The 17,826-nt window shown below is 65.0% G+C and carries 17 protein-coding genes; 8 read left to right on the forward strand and 9 right to left on the reverse strand.

Annotated elements, in window-relative coordinates; all coding sequences use genetic code 11:
- The first annotated feature begins 16 nt into the window (after positions 1-16).
- The 4 genes from A3E1_RS0114395 to A3E1_RS0114410 all read left to right on the forward strand — a co-directional run bounded on the left by A3E1_RS0114395 (position 17) and on the right by A3E1_RS0114410 (position 3,281).
- Positions 17-1,495, forward strand: coding sequence for a glycerol-3-phosphate dehydrogenase/oxidase (locus A3E1_RS0114395; RefSeq protein WP_020521482.1), 1,479 nt, complete (start codon positions 17-19; stop codon positions 1,493-1,495).
- A gap of 65 nt (positions 1,496-1,560) precedes the next feature.
- Positions 1,561-1,719, forward strand: a complete 159-nt coding sequence (locus A3E1_RS47690) for a DUF5993 family protein (protein WP_020521483.1) — start codon at positions 1,561-1,563, stop codon at positions 1,717-1,719.
- Positions 1,720-1,736: 17 nt separating this feature from the next.
- The gene (locus A3E1_RS0114405) at positions 1,737-2,300 is read left to right on the forward strand and encodes a disulfide bond formation protein B (protein WP_026208434.1); all 564 of its coding nucleotides are present in this window, start codon (positions 1,737-1,739) and stop codon (positions 2,298-2,300) included.
- Positions 2,301-2,336: 36 nt separating this feature from the next.
- Complete coding sequence (locus A3E1_RS0114410) at positions 2,337-3,281, forward strand: hypothetical protein (RefSeq protein ID WP_157631514.1); 945 nt, start codon at positions 2,337-2,339, stop codon at positions 3,279-3,281.
- Positions 3,282-3,293: 12 nt separating this feature from the next.
- Here the strand turns inward: A3E1_RS0114410 and A3E1_RS0114415 are convergent, their stop codons facing one another.
- The 8 genes from A3E1_RS0114415 to A3E1_RS0114450 all read right to left on the reverse strand — a co-directional run bounded on the left by A3E1_RS0114415 (position 3,294) and on the right by A3E1_RS0114450 (position 12,128).
- Positions 3,294-4,163, reverse strand: coding sequence for a hypothetical protein (locus tag A3E1_RS0114415; protein ID WP_020521486.1), 870 nt, complete (start codon positions 4,161-4,163; stop codon positions 3,294-3,296).
- A 30-nt stretch (positions 4,164-4,193) separates the two neighbouring features.
- A complete protein-coding gene (locus tag A3E1_RS0114420; protein ID WP_020521487.1) occupies positions 4,194-4,592 on the reverse strand; it encodes a hypothetical protein in 399 nt (132 codons plus the stop codon).
- A 9-nt stretch (positions 4,593-4,601) separates the two neighbouring features.
- Positions 4,602-7,331, reverse strand: a complete 2,730-nt coding sequence (locus tag A3E1_RS0114425) for a DUF5682 family protein (protein WP_020521488.1) — start codon at positions 7,329-7,331, stop codon at positions 4,602-4,604.
- Positions 7,328-8,431 (reverse strand): ATP-binding protein, encoded by a 1,104-nt coding sequence (locus A3E1_RS0114430; protein ID WP_020521489.1) that lies wholly within the window; start codon positions 8,429-8,431, stop codon positions 7,328-7,330. Before A3E1_RS0114430 ends, A3E1_RS0114425 begins: the two co-directional genes overlap by 4 nt.
- Positions 8,432-8,439: 8 nt before the next feature.
- Entirely contained in the window at positions 8,440-9,738 is a 1,299-nt protein-coding gene (locus A3E1_RS0114435; protein WP_020521490.1) for a VWA domain-containing protein, read from the reverse strand.
- Positions 9,735-11,075, reverse strand: coding sequence for a hypothetical protein (locus A3E1_RS0114440; RefSeq protein ID WP_020521491.1), 1,341 nt, complete (start codon positions 11,073-11,075; stop codon positions 9,735-9,737). The genes A3E1_RS0114435 and A3E1_RS0114440 overlap by 4 nt, the downstream gene beginning before the upstream one ends.
- Complete coding sequence (locus A3E1_RS0114445) at positions 11,075-11,527, reverse strand: hypothetical protein (protein WP_211215929.1); 453 nt, start codon at positions 11,525-11,527, stop codon at positions 11,075-11,077. The genes A3E1_RS0114440 and A3E1_RS0114445 overlap by 1 nt, the downstream gene beginning before the upstream one ends.
- A 61-nt stretch (positions 11,528-11,588) precedes the next feature.
- Positions 11,589-12,128 (reverse strand): TetR/AcrR family transcriptional regulator, encoded by a 540-nt coding sequence (locus tag A3E1_RS0114450; RefSeq protein WP_020521493.1) that lies wholly within the window; start codon positions 12,126-12,128, stop codon positions 11,589-11,591.
- 63 nt (positions 12,129-12,191) lie between these two features.
- Between A3E1_RS0114450 and A3E1_RS0114455 the strand changes: the two genes are divergently transcribed.
- Genes A3E1_RS0114455 through A3E1_RS0114470 form a run of 4 tightly spaced genes read left to right on the forward strand, consistent with a single transcriptional unit; the run spans position 12,192 to position 16,633 of the window.
- Positions 12,192-12,791 (forward strand): LemA family protein, encoded by a 600-nt coding sequence (locus A3E1_RS0114455; RefSeq protein WP_020521494.1) that lies wholly within the window; start codon positions 12,192-12,194, stop codon positions 12,789-12,791.
- Positions 12,792-14,768, forward strand: a complete 1,977-nt coding sequence (locus A3E1_RS0114460) for a M48 family metallopeptidase (protein WP_020521495.1) — start codon at positions 12,792-12,794, stop codon at positions 14,766-14,768. It abuts the gene before it with no gap.
- A gap of 3 nt (positions 14,769-14,771) precedes the next feature.
- A complete protein-coding gene (locus tag A3E1_RS0114465) occupies positions 14,772-15,617 on the forward strand; it encodes an SCO6745 family protein (RefSeq protein ID WP_157631515.1) in 846 nt (281 codons plus the stop codon).
- A 56-nt stretch (positions 15,618-15,673) separates the two neighbouring features.
- Complete coding sequence (locus A3E1_RS0114470; protein WP_020521497.1) at positions 15,674-16,633, forward strand: zinc metalloprotease; 960 nt, start codon at positions 15,674-15,676, stop codon at positions 16,631-16,633.
- 55 nt (positions 16,634-16,688) lie between these two features.
- Here the strand turns inward: A3E1_RS0114470 and A3E1_RS0114475 are convergent, their stop codons facing one another.
- On the reverse strand, positions 16,689-17,759 hold the full coding sequence (locus A3E1_RS0114475) for a glycoside hydrolase family 18 protein (RefSeq protein ID WP_083929499.1): 1,071 nt from the start codon (positions 17,757-17,759) through the stop codon (positions 16,689-16,691).
- Positions 17,760-17,826 lie beyond the last annotated feature (67 nt).

The following is a 17,826-nucleotide window of genomic DNA, read 5'->3' on the forward strand; positions in this document are numbered from 1 at the left end:
GACAGAGTGGCACGTGATGTCACACCGCCGCAACCCGTCGCAGTCGCTCAATGCCGTCAGAAGGGCACGTGAGCTGCAAGAGCTTGCCGAAAGTGAGGTTGACGTCCTCGTCGTCGGCCTCGGTGTCACCGGAGCGGGCGTCGCGTTGGACGCCGCGAGCCGTGGGCTGACCGTCGCCGCGATCGACGCGCACGACCTCGCCTTCGGCACCTCACGCTGGAGTTCCAAACTCGTCCACGGCGGACTGCGCTACCTCGCCAAGGGCGACGTTGGCATCGCGCGGGAGAGCGCCGTAGAGCGTGGGCTACTGATGACCCGCATCGCCCCGCACCTCGTGCGTCCCCTGCCGATGCTGCTGCCCGCCGCGGCCGGCGTCTCCAAGTCCATGATTCACCTCGCCCGCGCCGGAATGGCGGCAGGTGACCTCTTGCGCCTCACAGCCGGAACGCCTAGGGGCGTCTTGCCCAAGCCCAGGCGACTGTCGGCGGTGGAGGCGAGGGCGATCGTGCCAGCGCTTGAGCCACAAGGGTTACGCGGCGGCTTGCTGTCCTGGGACGGTCAGTTGTGTGACGATGCCCGGCTCGTCACGGGGCTCGCGCGGGCCGCCGCCGGGCATGGCGCACGGATCATCACCCGGTGCCGGGCGGTATCGAAGAACCAGTTGCGCGATGAGCTCACGGGATCTTCCTTCGACATCAAGGCGCGCGTGGTCATCAACGCCACCGGGATATGGGCCGCGTCACTGGCGCCTTCGTTAAGTCTGCGTCCGTCGCGAGGCTCCCATCTCGTCCTGCACAAGAGTGTCCTCAATGGACTCAGCGCCGGGTTGACCGTGCCCGTGCCAGGATCGACCTCACGGTACGTCTTCGCGCTCCCGCAACACGACGAGCGCGTTTACGTTGGTATCACTGATGATCCGGTTGACGGTCCGTTGCCTGACGTTCCCGTCGCACCGGAACAGGACGTCGACTTTCTGCTCAGCGTGCTCAATTCCGTGCTGCACCGGCCGGTCCGGCGCGACGAGGTGCTGGGAACGTTCGCCGGGCTGCGGCCTTTGCTGGCCGCCCCAGGGGCGTCGGCCGACTTGTCTCGCCGTCACGCCGTGGTCTCCGAAGACGGCATGGTCACCATCGTCGGCGGCAAACTCACCACCTATCGCCGGATGGCCGAGCACGCCGTCAACGCGGCGGTCAAGCTCGCCAAACTTCCCGCCAGCGGATGCGTGACCAAATCCCTTGCCCTGCCTGGCGCCGGACCGTCCAACGTGGACGCGCCCGCTCGTCTCGCTGCCCGCTATGGCTCCGAGGCCCCACTAGTGGCCGCCATGGGAACCGAAGAGGTCGCCCCCGGAGTCACCACCGGCGAACTCCAGTGGGCGGTGCGACACGAAGGCGCTCTTGATGAATCCGACCTTCTCGACCGCCGCACCCGCGCTGGCCTCGTTCTGGCCGACCGCGAGGCCGCCTTGCCCTTTGCCCGCTCGCTTTTTTCTTAGTCCCGAAAGAGCGGTTTCGCAGACAAAGATGGCCAAACCTCCGAAGATCGTAACTGGAGGATGGCATGGACACCTTGATCTTCGGCCTGCTGCTTTACACGGGATGGGTGACGTATCGCGGTAAGTCCCGCCGGCTGATCCTGATCCTGTGGACGGTCAGCCTGGCCGCGGTGCTCTGGCTGCTCAGCCATCACATCACCAGCAAGCTCCCCCTGAATTTCTAGGTGGACTCATGCCAGGCATCGGCAACCGCATCGGCTTCTGGCTCGCGCACGCTTTTGTGCTCGCCTATTGCGGGGTCTTGCTTAGCGCGTTCGCCGTGCAGTTCATCGGGCGGGAGTATCCGTGTCCATTGTGCGTGTTGCAGCGCATGTCGATGGTTCTGACGGCCTTCGGGCCCGCCTACATCATCAGCCGGGCCCGGCACGGCGGTGTCTCGCTCCGTGACTACGCGACCGGATACGGCATCAGCATCATCTCGGCCGTCGCCGGTGCGGCGATGTCGGCGCGGCAGATGCTCTTGCACATCCGGCCACCCGACCCGGGTTACGGTGAGCCGGTCCTGGGGCTGCACCTCTACACGTGGGCTTTCATCACCTTCGTGATCGTGATCCTCTTCTGTGGCGTGAGCCTGATCTTCGCCCGGGAGCTGCTCCCCACCGGCATCCGGTTCGGTGTGCTGTCACACGTCGCGCTCGGGCTGTTCCTCGCGATCATCGCGGCCAACCTCGTGGCCGTGTTCTTCGAAGAAGGCTTCCACTGGTTCTTGCCTGACGATCCGTCGCGCTACGAGATCTTCCGCTAGGACGTCTTTTGCACCCGGCTGCTATCAATGGTGTCCATGACCGACGGGGACTACGAAACGAAGCTGGCTTGTGCCGCTCAAGCTATGCGTGAGCTAGAGATCCTGACAGCAAGATGCGAGGAGTTGCGCCAGCTGGTCGCGCTCCGGCGCCAGACGGTCGCCGAGCTGACCGAGGCCCACGCCGTGGAAGCCAGGGATGTGACGAAGCTCGAAAAGCTCTCGCTGACAAGGGTTATCGCCTCCCTTCGCGGCTCACGCGACAACGATCTGGCGCGGGAGAAGGCTGAAGCCGAGGCCGCGCGATACCGCGTCGCGGAAGCTCAGGCGCGGCTCGATACAGCGGTCGCGGAACTTCAGCAAACCGACACCCGGCGAGCCTCGGTTTCTCATGCCCCACAACAGTTTCGGGCCGCCTTGGCTGACAAAGAGCGTGCCCTAACCAGATCCGGCGGACACCGGGGCAACAAACTGGCGAAGCTGGCCGAAGAGCGCGGAACGTTAGCGGCGGAGCTGACGGAGACCGAAGAAGCTCGGGACGCCGCGGCGAGCGCGCTGGAAGCGCTGGGCCGGGTGGATTCCCTGCTGTCGAGCGCCTCAAACTGGTCCACCTACGACACTTTCTTCGGAGGTGGCATCATCAGCAGTTCTATCAAGCATTCGCGCCTTGACGAAGCGGCGCGAGCCGCCGACGCTGCCGACGATGCGCTGACGAAGCTGCGCCATGAGCTGGCTGACGTTCAGGGTGCTGCCGCCGTGATGCCCGGTCTGGCGATCGGCGAATTCACCCGCTTCGCCGACGTTTGGTTCGATAACATCTTCTCTGACCTGTCAGTGCGGGGGCGAATCAAGGACGCCCAGGCAAATGTCGAAGAGCTCATCGGCAAAGTACGGCAGCTGCACGCCCGCCTCGAAGCCCGGCGCACCACCTGCCAGCAGCGGCTCCAGGCTAACGAAGCTGAGCGAAGCCGGATTTTGCTTTAGCGGGCCTCCTCGTCAAGCGAGGGGCAACACGGTCTGCACCAACGCGCGGTCGTCGTGCCGCTGGATGATGTGTGCCTCCCACACCGACGGGGCGCGTCCATAGGCCGCGAGCCGCCGGCACACGGCGTAGCCACGGGAGGCGGCCTCATAGTCGTCAAGCCAGCGCTGGAAACGGCGTTCGGACCGGCTGTCGGCGAAAGGCCAGCGGTCCCCCGGTGCCTTGAAGCCGGGCAGGCGCCATGGCTTTGGCGTGAGGCGGGCACGGAATGTCCCGTGAGTGCGGCACAGCTCGCGATAGATCGGGTCAGCACCCAGCTCAACCAGAATGCTCTCGCCTTGTGCCGAGGTCGTGGGCTCACTGACACCGGTGACGAACACGCGCAGACCGGAGGCCGTACGGTAAACGATCACGCCGAAATCCGGATGGGCCGCCGCCCAGCGCTCCAGCTCGGCAACCCGCTCTTGCACCACCGGCGGCTCGCCCGGCGTTTCTTCCCGAGCCGGGCGCCGCCGAAACAGGCGCCGCAGCCAGCCATCACCGGCCTGATCTTCCAGTTCGGGCAGGTCGATATCAGCGATCAGCAGGCGGTCGGTGTTGAGGACCTCGGCGCCATAACGATTGCGGGTAACCGCAAGGGCTTGCTCAGTACCATCGAGGACTTCGTCCAAAATGGGCTCACGCAACGGAGCACGCGGATAGTAGCCACCGACACGGGTGCCAGACAGGACGTTAGCGAGCGCGGACCGCAACTGCTCATGTGCGACGGTGAGCGCCTCGGCCGTGGACGACATCGACCATCCCCAGGCCCGCCGGAACAGCCGCTCCCCCTGCGGCCCCGTGCCCGATCCTTCGGCCGCAGCCCAAAACCGTGGAATCCGCACCCGTCCTCCTCCATCCGGCGTGGACCGAGCTTATGCGGCCGTGCCCAGTTCCGTTGTCCTGTGCGCAGCGACAACGATCTGGACGTCGTCCTCATAGAGCACGACGCCAGGATCGCTGGAGCGCACTTCAACCCAGGCGACGTCATAGCGGTCAAGCAAAGCTAGATAGCCGGGTACCCGTTCGAGAAGATGCCCGGCCGAGTCCTTGAACCAGCAGGTGACGTGCGGGTTGACCGACTTGTCAAACAAGGTGGCGTCAACTTTGCCGGGATCGGCGTAGGCGGCGTCGAGCCAGTCATTGTTCGCACGCCACCACTTCCAGTCTTCGGCACTCAGCTTCCCCGATCTCGCGAGGCCGTTGGCCAGCCCAAAGATCCCGACCCGCCTGCCGTGCTCGTTGGCCTCGGTCGCCTCAAACCTGATGTACACCTGACCCCGCTAACCGATCAGTTCCAGCAAGGCTTCCGCGGTCGCGGGATGCTCGGCCAGTAGCGCCAGGCCGCCGGGAGCGCTTTGGGAGATCCACGTGGCGTCGCAGCCGAGGAGCGCCGCGAGAGCGTCTGTCGTTTCGGGATGACCGGCGATGAGGACGGTCGCCGCCGAGGACGCTGGCGCTGCCACGGAAACGGCCGGTCTGGCCGGGGCAAGCCACGGGGGCACGAAGGTGTCCACGGCGGGCAGGTTGCCGGGGAACGTGCGGCCGGCCTCGCGCACGAGCACTGGCACGAACTCGGGCGCCTGCTCGCGCAACGTCGTGATCAGCGTTGGCAGCCACGGCAACAGCACCGGATCGGGCAGTTTGGCGAAGGCAGTCGACATCAGCTCGACGACGAAGGAGGACAGCGTTGGCACGGGTTCGAGTGCTTGCACGAATCCGCTGAGATACAACGGGAATTTCGGCACGATCAGCGGGTTGGCCAGCAATTCGTGCGCACGGGAGCGCAGCTCGCTCAGTGGCAGCAGACCAAGCTGATAGCGGACCGCCCACAGCAGCGCGACCTTGGCGGGTGCTTCTGGATGAGACTGCTGCACCGCGATCTCCAGCTGCGCGCGGTCGCAGCCGAGTGACATCGCAAGACTCTCCATTGTGGACAGAAAGCCGAGCATCGCCGCGACTTGGCGAACGCCGGTCTCCTCGTCGACGAAGGCCGTTGGCAGCAGTGTGCAGTAGTGCGCGTAACCGGTCTTGACGAACGACTCACACCAGGCGGGCAGCGTTTGACTGGACGTCCGGTAGAAGGCGAGCAACCGGCGAATCCGCTGCAGCACCTGAGGCGCGTCATCGGCCGCCCGTTCCGAGGCGAGCAACGTGACCGCGCGCTGGCCGAGCTCGTCGGTGAACCGGCGGCTGCCCAGGTAAAGAAGCGAATCCTCAACAGCGGCAAGGGCTGTGGCCGCAGTCGCGTTAGGAGCGTTAACCGCCCTGCGCAACCGCTGTTCGAGCACCTGCTCGATGGTCACACCCTCATAGCCCAGCTCGATCAGGGCACGCTGGTTCTTGCCGATCGCCAGATCCCAGCTCTCCTGAATGGACTGTTCGCCGAGCTTGCGGTCACCCATGATAGGCCGGACGGCGCCCTGGGGCATGAGGTAACGCAGCATCCACAACAACCGTGAGCACGGCTGCAGGTGCGGATTGGCTTGCAGGTCAAGCAAAGCCCGCTGGACGGTCCGTTGCTCAAGCTTGAGCTCCAGCGGGACGAGCCGGTCATAGACGTCGCGGGCTAGCGGTGGCAACGCGTCATAGCCGACCTGGCCGATGCGATCGCCGCCCATGAGGATCTCGCAGAGCCGCCGCACATCCCGGCGCCCAGGCACCGTTTCCTTCTCGATGCACGTGACAGCGGCGTCTTGGAAGTCATAGGGCGTGGGCCGGGCACGGTTGCGCATGCCGGCCAACAGAATCGACGTCTCGTAAATGGCGATGGCATCGGCAGTGCTTGCCAGGTAACCGTTTCGCCGGGCGAGCCGGACGATATCGACGCACCAGCCGAGCAGCTCCGCTTCGTCGAGACTGTCCAGCGTGGGCGGGCGGGACAGGAAGGAAGTCAGCTGATCGCTTGTCTCCACCGCCGGCACCGGGGCGGCGAGAGCCTTGCGGCCGCCCTTGGCCTTTCCCTTCTGCCCACTCAGCGAGAACGGCTTTAGCCCACTGCGGCTTAACGATTTTGACCACGTCGTGGCCGCGATCGACACCGAACTAGGCGCGAGGGAGAACTGGCCTTCGATGGCTGAATAGCTCGACGGAATCATGCCGTAGAGCCACTTCGTGCCCGTGCGCTCCGAGATGTCAAACATGACATCAGAGGCAGAGCCAAACTCGGCGACATGCGAAGCCGCGTGGAAGGCACCGCAGATGTAAAGGCAATCACTCACAGGCACGCCGGAGGAAGCCAGGTGTTCCCGCATCCGCGTCCACATGTAACGCTCGCGGTCCTCATCACGGTCCAGCTTGGACCTATCATCAGTGCCCAGCCGCCGGAACAGGCTGCCGATCAGCACCATCGCCTGACGGTAGGTCTCGTAGCTGGCGTCAGCGAGCGGTTGCTCCACATATTGGTCCCACCACTCCGACCAGTGGCGCACCTTCCCGTGATGCAGCAGATAGGACTCCAGCTCAGCGAACCGTGGCCGCAGGTCACCGACCTCGATCCCGACCGCGTCGCCATGCAGTGAGTCAGCCTCAGCGGGTTTGGCGTCGTCTTGGGGCATCCACTGGAACACGTGATCCGACGAGCGGTCCACAAGCACCAGCTCGACCCCTGGCGTTTCCAGCGCGTACGCGATCGCCTGGTACTCAGCCGAGGATTCGGTGACTGGAGCGACCACGCTCAGCGGACCCCAGTCATCGGGAAAGCCGTCGAGCTCAGACGCGAAAGCTTGCAGCGCCACCGGAAGGTGACAGTTGCGCAGCTCGCTCAGCAACGGCTGAAGGTCTTCGCACAGCTCCAGATAAATGACCTTCGGCTGCTTCTCCCGCAGGCGGCGCACCATCGCCAGCCCGGAGGCTGGCGAGTGGTGACAGACCGGGAAAATCTCCAGCGGCTCGCGCAGAGCGCGGTCAACGTCATCGACCATTCCAGACAGAATCCCGGCCAGGACTCCTGGGCCGTCGGCGAAAGCGGTCGCGGCGCCGGTTAGCTGTGCCCGCAGTGCGTCGAATGTCATGACAGGGTGGAGATCGCCTGGCGGCCGCCTTCAAGGAAGTCTGGCCACTCACCACCGTCAGCCTTGCTGCGTGGCTCGACCACACCGTGCCAGTACTTGTTGAGGATGGCCAGATCCTCCGGACTGCGCCGGGCCAGCGAACCGACGAGCGAGCTGGCCAGGGTCGAGGCACGAAGTGCGGTGTCGCCGAAGAACTGGCTGTGCAGGATCGCGTCTTCAAGCACACCAATCTGTTCCGCGGTCGACAGCGCCGACTCCAGCTTCTCGTCATCGCTGGTGGCAGCGGAGGCGGCCGCCCGCAGATCGGCGAAGCTCTGCAGCAGGATGTCGAGCAGCGTCGGCGGGACCTCAAGCTCGATCTGGTGCCGGCGCAACAACTCCGCGGTGCGGAACCGCACGATCTCGGCCTCGCTGCGCTTGTTAGTGACCACGGGAATCCGCACGAAGTTGAACCGGCGCTTCAAGGCTGACGACAGGTCGTTGACGCCACGGTCACGGCTGTTGGCCGTCGCGATGATGGAAAAGCCCGGTTGCGCGAACACGATGTTGTCGTCGTCGAGCTCCGGAATGGAGACATATTTTTCCGACAGAATCGAGATCAGCGCGTCCTGCACGTCAGACGTTGACCGCGTCAGCTCCTCGAAACGGCCAATCACACCGGTTTCCATCGCGGTCATGATGGGCGACGGGATCATCGACTGACGCGACTGTCCTTTCGCGATAACCATCGAGACGTTCCACGAATACTTGATGTGATCTTCGGTCGTGCCGGCCGTGCCCTGCACCACGAGCGTCGAGTTGCGGCAGATCGCGGCAGCGAGCAGTTCGGCCAGCCAGCTCTTGCCCGTGCCCGGGTCGCCGATCAGGAGCAGCCCGCGGTCGGAGGCCAGCGTGACGATGCTGCGCTCGACGAAACTGCGGTCACCGAACCACTTCTGGCTGACCTCACGGTCGAGTCCGTCGGAGCGCTCGGAACCGAGGACGAATAGCCGGACCATCTTGGGGCTCAGGCGCCACGAGAACGGCTTCGGGCCGTCGTCAATGGACTCCAGCCAGTCGAGTTCCTCGGCGTACTTGATCTCGGCAGGGGGGCGAAGCATTGGTTCTCCTAGGTCAGAAAGTTCTTCAGTTCGGCGACAAGTTTGCGGATGTGACCGGATAGCACCGGCGTGCCCAGGTCTTTGAAGCGCTGGCGGAACCACGGGTCGACGCTCTGGGTCCCACTGCTGTTCACCGAGCCGACCGGAATGAACTTGACCCCCGATCGGTGCACCGCCTCGATGCCTTCAAAAAGCGGCTGTGACCGGCCGAACTCGTAGAAGTCAGAAATCCAGACCATGACGGTGTTTCGCGGATCGGTGATCTTCGGGCGGGCCATCGCCATCGCGACCGGGCCGTCGTTACCGCCGCCCAAGTTGGTTCGCAACAGCACTTCGAACGGATCGTGCACCCAAGGGGTGAGATCCAAAGCCCTGGTGTCAAAGGCGATGAGGTGCACGTCCACTTTAGGCAGCCCAGCGAAAATCGACGCCAGGATGGTGCAGTTGACCATCGAGTCGACCATCGACCCGGACTGGTCCACCACGACGATGAGTTTGGCGGGAGTAGTGCGCCGCGCGGTTTGCTTGTAGAACAAGCGGTCCACATAGAGCCGCTCGTCTTCCGGGCTCCAGTTGGTCAGGTTCTTCCAGATGGTCCGGTCGAGGTCAAGGTTGCGGAACACGCGCTTGGGCGGCACGGTGCGGTCGATCGTGCCCACGCTGGTCTGCTCGACCTGAGTCCGCAGAACCTGGGCGACCTCGTCCACGAACCGCCGGATCAGCGACTTAGCGTTAGCGAGCGCGAGCCCGTCGAGATTGTTCTTGTCGCGCAGCAACTGTTCGATCAGGGACATGCTCGGCGTCAGCTGCTTGGCCAAAGCCGGGTCTGCCAGCACCTCGCGCAGGTGCATGCGCTTGACCAGATCGCCTTCGAGCCCAGCGAGCACGCCGCCTAGCTCGTTGCCTTGCGGCCTCGTCCGCAACTCACCCGGGTCCATGCCGAGCGCCCGTTCGAACCAGCCAGCGTCGGCTTGCCACTTCGACAGCTGGGTCGCTGTCACATTGCCCGAGCCGGTGGCGAAAACATTGAGCAGCACTTTGGAAACCAGCGCTGCCCGGCGCACTTCCCCACCGTCGGGCTCCCCGGGCCCCTCGGCCATCAGCCCATCAAACTCGGCGGCGATATCCGGAAACCGTTGCACCACCGTATCCACCGAGATCGACGGATCCAGCAACGCGACCGGCAACCCCAGATCTTCCACGATCGCGACACTGGCTGACTCCAGCGTCGGCTGCTCTTCGCCATCGAACAGTCTGGCCAGCAGGCGCCAGTAAAGGACCTGCCGGCGGCTCTCGTCTGAACTCATTTACGCAGCAACCGTCCTGCCCGTTCCCGCAGCACGGCGACGGCGTCACCGCTGGCCGCTTCTGCCTTGGCCACCTTGGGATCCGGTATCCCCTGCGCCCAGTCTCCATTGTGGACCGACACGGGCTTCTTCTTGACCGTCGCCTGCACGGCGAGTGGTTGCAGCACCCATCGCCCCGCGTCCCAGCGCATCAGCCCGATGCACGCCGAGGCACCGGCGACGAGGTCCCGGGTCAATGGCCCGGTCGCGGGCAGCCGGTCGATGTCAGGGATCTGTTGCCCCTCAACGAGAACCGGCTCCGCGATGCGCACCGGGTGCCGGTCGAGCGGCGGTGTGGCAGCCGCGGTCGCCTTCGGCAACAGGACCCGCGCCGTCGTGAACGGATCGGCCACATCACCAACCTGAGCGCGCTCGTCCTGCCAGACCAGATCGCCGGAGGCGAGCACCGGCATCTCGCTCAACTCCAGGCCGCGCTTCTCGGCCAAGGCGCGGAGCATCGCCTGGTACGCCGTGAGCAGTCGCCAATCCCCCGCCCCCGTAATGGTCGCGACCTTAGCCGCGGTCAAGCTCGCCCGAACGAGCCGCGGCGTTTCCCCCTCGATGATCCCGTGCACCTGAACCTGCACCGTGGTTTCGTGCTCGTGCACATCAGCGCCCAGGATCAGCAGCCGCCCCGAAACGGTGGTGACGTCGCCGCCACCCCAGCTTCCGTGCTGTGACAACAGAAGCGCCCGTGACCACAGGTCACCCCAGCGCCGGGCCGGCAGTTGCTCCATCGTCGCGAGTGGACTGCAAGCGCTCAGCTCGGCGGCTAGCCCATCAAGCAGCACCCCCAGCCGCCGCGAGGACGGATCGCCCAGTAACCCTTGCACCACCGTCGCCGAAGCGGCCACCAAGTCATTTGTCACGCCGCGCCACCCGGTCACACCCAGCTCCGCCAGCCACGACCGTGCCGCCCCAAGCAAGTTCTCCGGAGCGGACGGACTGTCCGAAGTGGACGGCGACCAAACGGCGCGGGTGCGGGAAGTGGCGGCGTCAAACTGTGCCAGCAAGGCGTCGTGCACCGCTCCCGTGATGGCGGCACGCGCCGCCGCCAGCGCCATGAGGTGTTCGCTGGAAACCGATCCGGCGGCGATCTTCTCGGCCGCTTCGGCGACCCGTTCCCGCAGCGGCGTCGAGCCAACCGCGCCCGCCAGCGCCGCGAGTGCTCCCGCGTGCGCGTCCGTTAAGCGGGCAAACCCATGGCACAGCGCCTCATCGAAGCCGTCGAGCAAACCGAGGGCCTCGTCAACTCCCGCTGGCGCTGAAGCCAGTGCTTCGTAGTGAGCCGGCAGCATCAGCTTTCCCTTCGGCGGGCCGGGAACCAGTGCAACTCTGGCAACGGCTCTGTGGTGGTGGGCAGCTCCAAATAGGCGAGGTGCCGCAGGAACCGGCTAAACACCGTCGCCGCGGGCGCCTGCTGATGGGTTCCTTTGAGCTGGCGCATGAGGTCATCACCCTCGCCGTCAATGCGCAAATAGCGGCGGACTCTACCGGCTCCGTATTGAAGGATCGCCTCGTCCATGAGCGCGCTCAAGTGTTTGCAGCCACCGCCATAGACCCCACCGCACGGGCGGTTGTTGTTGGTGCTGCAACTGAAGTCGTGGGTGCCCGCCTCGATCGAGGACACGTAGACCCGGTCAATGTCCGATCCGGATGAGACCACCCCTTGCAACCGTCCTTCCGCCAGCTCGGCAAACGGCACCTTGGCCAGTTTGCGCGGCTGTATCGGCGGCACCACCTGAGTCACACTGCTCTGATCTCCCGCAAGCACGCGGTATTTCTACAGCAGAGGTGCGACAAACACAGAATCAGGAGGTCAGATAGCGCGTCAGCAACGCACGAAGCTCGTGATCGAGATCGTCGTCCGAAAAGGACTCATCGAGGGCGACCGGTGCCGACAAGACGAACGACTGGACGGTCAGCAAGACGGCCCGTGCCAGGTGCCCCGGGTCCCCGGAACGGACCGCCCCAGCTTCCTGCCCCGCGCGCAGCGCCTCCTCCAGGAACGTCAGCATCTCCTGCTGGCTGGTGCCCCGGCGCGACAGCACATAGGGCAGCAGTGTCTCCGGGTCAGCCTCGCAAATCTTGCGCAGAAGCGGGTGCTCGCGCAGCCGTCTGGCCACGGTCACGATGTTGTCGATGGTCGGCGGGGCCGAGACGATGACCTCGTGCCACTCGCGGCTCATGAGATCAGCGACAAGCGTGGTGACATCGGGCCAGCGGCGGTAGATCGACATCCGGGACACCCCTGCCCGGCGGGCCACGTCGGTCAGGGTCGTCCTGCGCACGCCATAGGCCAGCACGCAGTCCCGGGCCGCATCGAGCGCCGCATCGCGAAGTGACACCACGTGGCTATTTGTAGCAGATCGAAAACGCCTCAAGAGCGAGACAAATTCGGATATTCTGCGCGAATGGAGTGGATTCTGGGATTGGTATGCCTCCTGCTGATCGTCGCGGCGGTCGTGGGCTACGGCGTGTCCGTTTACAACGGCCTGGTCCGGGCGCGTAACGCGTACAAGAACGCGTTCGCTCAGATCGATGTTCAGCTCAAGCGGCGCCATGACCTGATCCCGAATCTGGTCGAGACCGCCAAGGGCTACATGAAGCACGAGCGCGAGACCCTCGACGCGGTGATCCAGGCGCGCAACTCAGCCGTGACGGCACAAGCCTCGGCCGCGGCCAATCCCGGCGATCCCGCCGCGATGCAGAACCTGGCCGCGTCGGAAAACGTGCTGAGCCAAACGCTGGGGCGGCTGTTCGCGCTTTCTGAGGCCTATCCGGACCTCAAAGCGAATCAGAACATGATGCAGCTCTCCGAAGAGCTAACCTCCACGGAGAACAAGGTCGCGTTCGCGCGGCAGGCTTACAACGACGCCGTGATGGCGTACAACAACAAGCGGGAAGCCTTCCCCGGCAACGTGGTCGCTGGCCCCATGGGCTTCGCGCCGGCCGCCTTGCTTGAGGCCACGGAAGGTCCCGAAGAGCGCAAGGCTCCAGAAGTCAAGTTCTAGATGTCCTCAAACTTCTTCGACCGCCAGCGGCACCTGCGCCGGATGTCCTTCCGGCTGGTGCTGCTGTTCGCGCTCGCCGTCATCGGCATCATCATCACCGTCGACCTCGCGGTTCTGTTCGCCTTCAACGCTTTCGGCGCTTCAACGAGCGACATCGTGCAGATCGTGACGGTCAGCAGCATCGCGACAGCGGCGGCCATCGGGCTCGCGACGCTCTACCGCACGGCGACGTTGCGCGGCGGTGGCGGGCGGGTGGCACGCGAACTCGGCGGCGACTATGTGCCGGAGGACACGACCGACCCGCAGTTGCGGCGGCTGCGCAACGTGGTCGAGGAGATCGCGATCGCTTCTGGGACACCGGTTCCCGAGGTATATGTGCTCCAGCACGAGGAGTCCATCAACGCTTTCGCGGCCGGCTGGTCCACTTCGGACGCCGCTGTGGCGGTGACGCGCGGGGCACTCGAACGGCTCAATCGCGATGAGCTGCAAGGGGTCATCGCACACGAATTCAGTCACGTGGTTAACGGCGACATGCGGCTCAACATCCGCCTCATGGGACTCCTTTTCGGCATCCTGTTCCTGACCGTCGCTGGCGAGACGATGATGCGCGCGGGAGTTTTCACCCGCTCCCGCGATGAGAAGTCGGGCGGGAACCCGTTGCCCCTCATCGGCATCGCCTTGGTGATCGCCGGGTTTGTCGGTGTCTTCTTTGGACGGATGATTAAGGCATCGGTGTCACGCAAACGTGAGTACTTGGCGGACGCCTCAGCCGTTCAGTTCACGCGCCAGACCACAGGCATCGCGGGTGCGCTCAAGAAGATCGCGGGCCTGCCCGGCGGATCCACGATCAAGGCGCCCAAGAGCGAAGAGGTCGGGCACATGCTCTTCGGCTCCGGGGCCAAGAAGCGGCAGTCGCTTTTCGCGACCCATCCGCCGCTGCCCGACCGCATCAAGGCGCTCGAACCCGACTTCGACGTCGCGCAACTGGCCGCCCTGCAACAGCATTGGGCGCAGTCGCCACCCGTTGGCATGCAAGAAGACGTGACCCTGGGCCTGACCGAAAGCCGCCTAGCCGCCGGAACAGGCCCGCTCCAAGACTCGCCCGGCAAGCCGTCAGCGCTCGGCGCGGCGAAGCTGCCGTCGCATTGGAACGACTCCACTCCGCTGGGCCTGCGCCCGGCGACGCCCGGTGCGGGCACCATGGGTCTTACCGACAAGGTGGCGACGCCCGAGGATCAGCACTACGCGCGTGCGGCGATGTTGCTGGACCGGATTCCGCCTGACATCCGGGACCGGGCGCACCGCGTCGATCAGGTGATCCCGCTCGTGCTCGGGCTGCTTCTGTCTCAGGACGCACCGGTGCGCCAAGCCCAGTACGCGGAGCTGTCCGCTCGCTATGGGCCCGAGGTCGCTGACACCGCGTTTCGCGAGTCAGGGCAGCTCGTCATGCTCGACCCGCTCCTGCGCCTGCCGCTGGCCGAGATCGCCTTCCCGGCCCTGCGGCACCGCTCGGAGGCTGAACAAGAGGCGGTACTAGACGCGGTGCAAGCGCTCATCAACGCCGACGGACGGATCAGTACGTTTGAATATTGCTTCTCCGCGATGTTGCACAGCGATCTCTACCAGTCGATGCACCCGAAACCCCACTGGCACTCCGAGCGCCGTTCGCTGCGCAGCGCCAAAACCGAAGCGATCACGCTGCTGATGGTTCTCGCCGAGGACGATCCGGCCTTTCGCGCCGGAATGACGGTGGCGTTTCCCGACGAGACGCAAGGGTGGCAAAAGCTGCCCGTCACACGGCTCGACGACGTCTGGCACGTGTTGCGCGAGCTAGGCCCGGATGGCAAGGAACAGCTCATCAACGCGGCCGAGGCGGTCGTGTCCTTTGACGGTGCGCCGTCGGTACGCGAAATCGAACTGCTGCGAACGGTGTGTGCTCTGCTGCACTGCCCACTTCCGCCGCTTGTGATTTCATGAGGCATGCCTCACGACGCCCGCCGGATGTGGTCCCTGTTCGAGCCGCTGCACGCGGTGACCTACTTCGTTCCCGAGTGCCGTGAGCGGTTTGAGACGGCGGGACTAAGAGGATTCTGGCGCGGTTACTTCGCCGGGCGTAGCGCGCCACTGGGCAAAGTGGACGCAGCCCCGGTCACCGCCGCTTTCTTCAGTTTCGCCGCGCCGATGGTGGAGCGGGCCTTGCCCGACGTGTGGACCCGGGCCACACCCGAGGCGGTGTTGCAGGCCCGCCAAGACGGTGCGGTCGCTGCCCTGCGGCGGCTCCTCGGCGAGCAGCCGACCCTGTCTGAGGCAGCCGACCTGCTCAGTGAAGCAGCTAGCTATGTCGATACAGCGGGACGGGTGCTCGCGGCGGCCAATGCCGCCCTGCCCGTGCCAAGCGAGCCGATCGCCAAGCTGTGGCATGCCACGACCGTCCTTAGGGAACACCGCGGCGATGGGCACGTCGCCGCGCTGGTGTCCTGGGAACTCGACGGTTGCGAGGCGCTGGTTTGGCGTACAAGTCTTGATTTGTCGCGTGATGCCCTTCAGCCGGCCCGGGGATGGACCGACGAGCAGTGGGCCGAAGCGGAACAACGGCTGATGGCCCGCGGCTGGCTCGACCTCGAGGGACGTGCGACAGCCCTTGCGGCTCAAGCACATCGCGACATTGAGGCGATAACGGACCGGCTAGCGTTTCGCCCTTGGGAAGATCTCGGTCCAGAAGCGACGGACCGCCTCGTCGACCTGCTGACTCCGCTTTCCCAGCGGGCTTACGCCGGGCTGCCGATCTCTAACCCGATCGGTTTACCGTCGCCGATCCTTGAGTAATCCTCGGTATTGACCATAGGCTCCTCTCCACATCGTTCATTGGGAGAGGTGATTCGATGAAACTGAGGCGCACCCTCAGTAGTGCCGGTGCGGTAACCCTCGCCGCAGCGGCCGTTATGGCCCTAAACCCGGCCACTGTCAGCCTCGCGGCCGCACAAAGCGACATCTGTGCGACCGTGACCGAGACCTCGGTAAGTGCGAAAGCGAAGCCTGGTGGCGGAGCCAAGCACGACCCCAACGAGCTCAGCCCGGCTGAAGCGGCACGCCGCGATCAGGAGATGCGTGACCTTCTTTCCGCTAAGGGCAAGAAGGAAGCCAAGCCGGGTGATGTGGCGGCCGCGGCTGTCACGATCCCGGTGGTGTTCCACATCATTTCCGAGGACGGCACCAGGGCCAATGGCAACATTCCCGATTCCATGGTGAACGCACAGATGAATGTGCTGAACCAGGCTTACGCCGGTGCGACCGGCGGGGCCGCGACCTCGTTCCAGTTCTCTCTGCAGTCGATCAACCGGGTCACCAACCCCGCTTGGTACCCGATCATCTATGGATCGGCGGCGGAGAAGCAGATGAAGGCGGCCCTGCGGGTCGGCGACATGGGAACGCTCAACATCTACACCGGTGAGCTCAGCGACGATCTGCTCGGCTGGGCCACGTTCCCGAAGTCGAAGCTCAACACGACTGACGGCGTGGTCATGCTGCACGAATCGGCGCCGGGTGGCACCGCCGCCCCGTACGACCTGGGCGACACCGCTACGCACGAAGTCGGGCACTGGCTCAACCTCTACCACACCTTCCAAGGTGGGTGTAACGGTCAGGGCGACCAGGTTTCCGACACCCCCGCCGAGGCCTCACCGGCCTTCGGCTGCCCCACCGGGCGCGACACTTGCGCCAGCAAGCCAGGCCTCGACCCGATCCATAACTTCATGGATTACACGGAAGACGCCTGCATGTACGAGTTCACCGCAGGACAGGCCGCGAGGATGCTGTCGGCGTGGAACGCGTACCGAGCCTAGCCTGATACGCTAGGGAGGTTCCGGCGTCGGTGCGCGGCGCCGGAACCCTTTTTTCTCAGCTCTGCCGCAGGGCCGGCATCGGGATCGCGATGCTGAAAGCCGTTGCGCCAGCACCCATTCCACCCTCGCAGGTGTTCGGCGGAACCGTGCCGATGCCCCGGGTTGCCGGGCGTTCCGCGGCCCAGAACATCAGCCCGAGCATCCCCGGTGTGGTGCCCGCGCCGTTGGGCGCGACAGTTTGGACATACGGCCCCACCGCCTTTTGCACCGAGCTGCTGAAGTTGGTGCACTCCGGCAGCGGCGACCGTCCATAAGCGACATACAGGCTGCCCGTGAACTTCGCTGGCGCTAGTGGCGGAATTGGCGGGGAGTAGTTGGATTTGCCGTCCACGTGTTCCTGCCAGTGCCCTTGCGCGGCCGAAGCTGACGGCTGACGGGCCGGCACCATCGCGTTGGCGTAGTCGAGCACCGGAGCGTCAGTGCGCAGCCAGTCGGCCGTCGCCTTGCGGTTGATGTCGATCAGATAGCGGTCACCGGCCGCGACGTCGATGGTCAGCCGTGCGCGATGGTCCGATCCGGACGCGTCGTAGGGATGCACGGCACGGTAGGCACTGATGAACGCCTGGAGCCCGGTCAGGTTCGGGTTGGTGCTGCGCTCGTAATCAATCTCCACCCCTACCCCGAACTGCGAGGCCATCGCGGCGGCCCGCTGCCCGAGCAGGCTGGCGTTGCTAGCGAGGGCGGTGTCCCAGTCGTCGGCGTAGGTGAATCCGCCGATGGAGAACATGACGCGGATGCCCCGTGATTTGAAATAGTTCACGATGTCCGTGTTCATCCCGCGGGGGATGCCGTTGAGGTTGCCGGCGTCGGTGGTCTGGTTGAGCAGCCGCAGTGGGTTGACGAAGCTGAGCACGACAAGGTTGACCGAGGGCCGCCCATCGCCCCGGTCGATCAGCCAGTGATTCTGGCTGTCGAATTGCGCGACCGAACGCACGGTCGCCCAGGTGCAGAAATCGTCGCTGCAGTGCCACGCACCGAAGATCTGCATTGGCGTGGCGGCCGCCGCGGGCGCGGGGACCACCCCGAGCCCCAGCAACGCCACTAGAAAGAAAGTTAAACGTTTCATGTCCTATAGGCGTCTGCCGATGCCGGACCGTCACTGTGACGAATTTTGATGACCCGGCGCTGAGGTA

This window comes from Catelliglobosispora koreensis DSM 44566, from assembly GCF_000379685.1.
Lineage (GTDB): Bacteria > Actinomycetota > Actinomycetes > Mycobacteriales > Micromonosporaceae > Catelliglobosispora > Catelliglobosispora koreensis.

What these genes read in the sequence shown, in the direction of transcription:
- A3E1_RS0114395 (WP_020521482.1), top strand. Translation starts at nt 17, where the DNA reads ATGTCACACCGCCGCAACCCGTCGCAGTCGCTCAATGCCGTCAGAAGG.
- A3E1_RS47690 (WP_020521483.1), top strand. Translation starts at nt 1,561, where the DNA reads ATGGACACCTTGATCTTCGGCCTGCTGCTTTACACGGGATGGGTGACG.
- A3E1_RS0114410 (WP_157631514.1), top strand. Translation starts at nt 2,337, where the DNA reads ATGACCGACGGGGACTACGAAACGAAGCTGGCTTGTGCCGCTCAAGCT.
- A3E1_RS0114425 (WP_020521488.1), bottom strand. Translation starts at nt 7,331, where the DNA reads ATGACATTCGACGCACTGCGGGCACAGCTAACCGGCGCCGCGACCGCT.
- A3E1_RS0114430 (WP_020521489.1), bottom strand. Translation starts at nt 8,431, where the DNA reads ATGCTTCGCCCCCCTGCCGAGATCAAGTACGCCGAGGAACTCGACTGG.
- A3E1_RS0114435 (WP_020521490.1), bottom strand. Translation starts at nt 9,738, where the DNA reads ATGAGTTCAGACGAGAGCCGCCGGCAGGTCCTTTACTGGCGCCTGCTG.
- A3E1_RS0114440 (WP_020521491.1), bottom strand. Translation starts at nt 11,075, where the DNA reads ATGCTGCCGGCTCACTACGAAGCACTGGCTTCAGCGCCAGCGGGAGTT.
- A3E1_RS0114455 (WP_020521494.1), top strand. Translation starts at nt 12,192, where the DNA reads ATGGAGTGGATTCTGGGATTGGTATGCCTCCTGCTGATCGTCGCGGCG.
- A3E1_RS0114460 (WP_020521495.1), top strand. Translation starts at nt 12,792, where the DNA reads ATGTCCTCAAACTTCTTCGACCGCCAGCGGCACCTGCGCCGGATGTCC.
- A3E1_RS0114465 (WP_157631515.1), top strand. Translation starts at nt 14,772, where the DNA reads ATGCCTCACGACGCCCGCCGGATGTGGTCCCTGTTCGAGCCGCTGCAC.
- A3E1_RS0114470 (WP_020521497.1), top strand. Translation starts at nt 15,674, where the DNA reads ATGAAACTGAGGCGCACCCTCAGTAGTGCCGGTGCGGTAACCCTCGCC.
- A3E1_RS0114475 (WP_083929499.1), bottom strand. Translation starts at nt 17,759, where the DNA reads ATGAAACGTTTAACTTTCTTTCTAGTGGCGTTGCTGGGGCTCGGGGTG.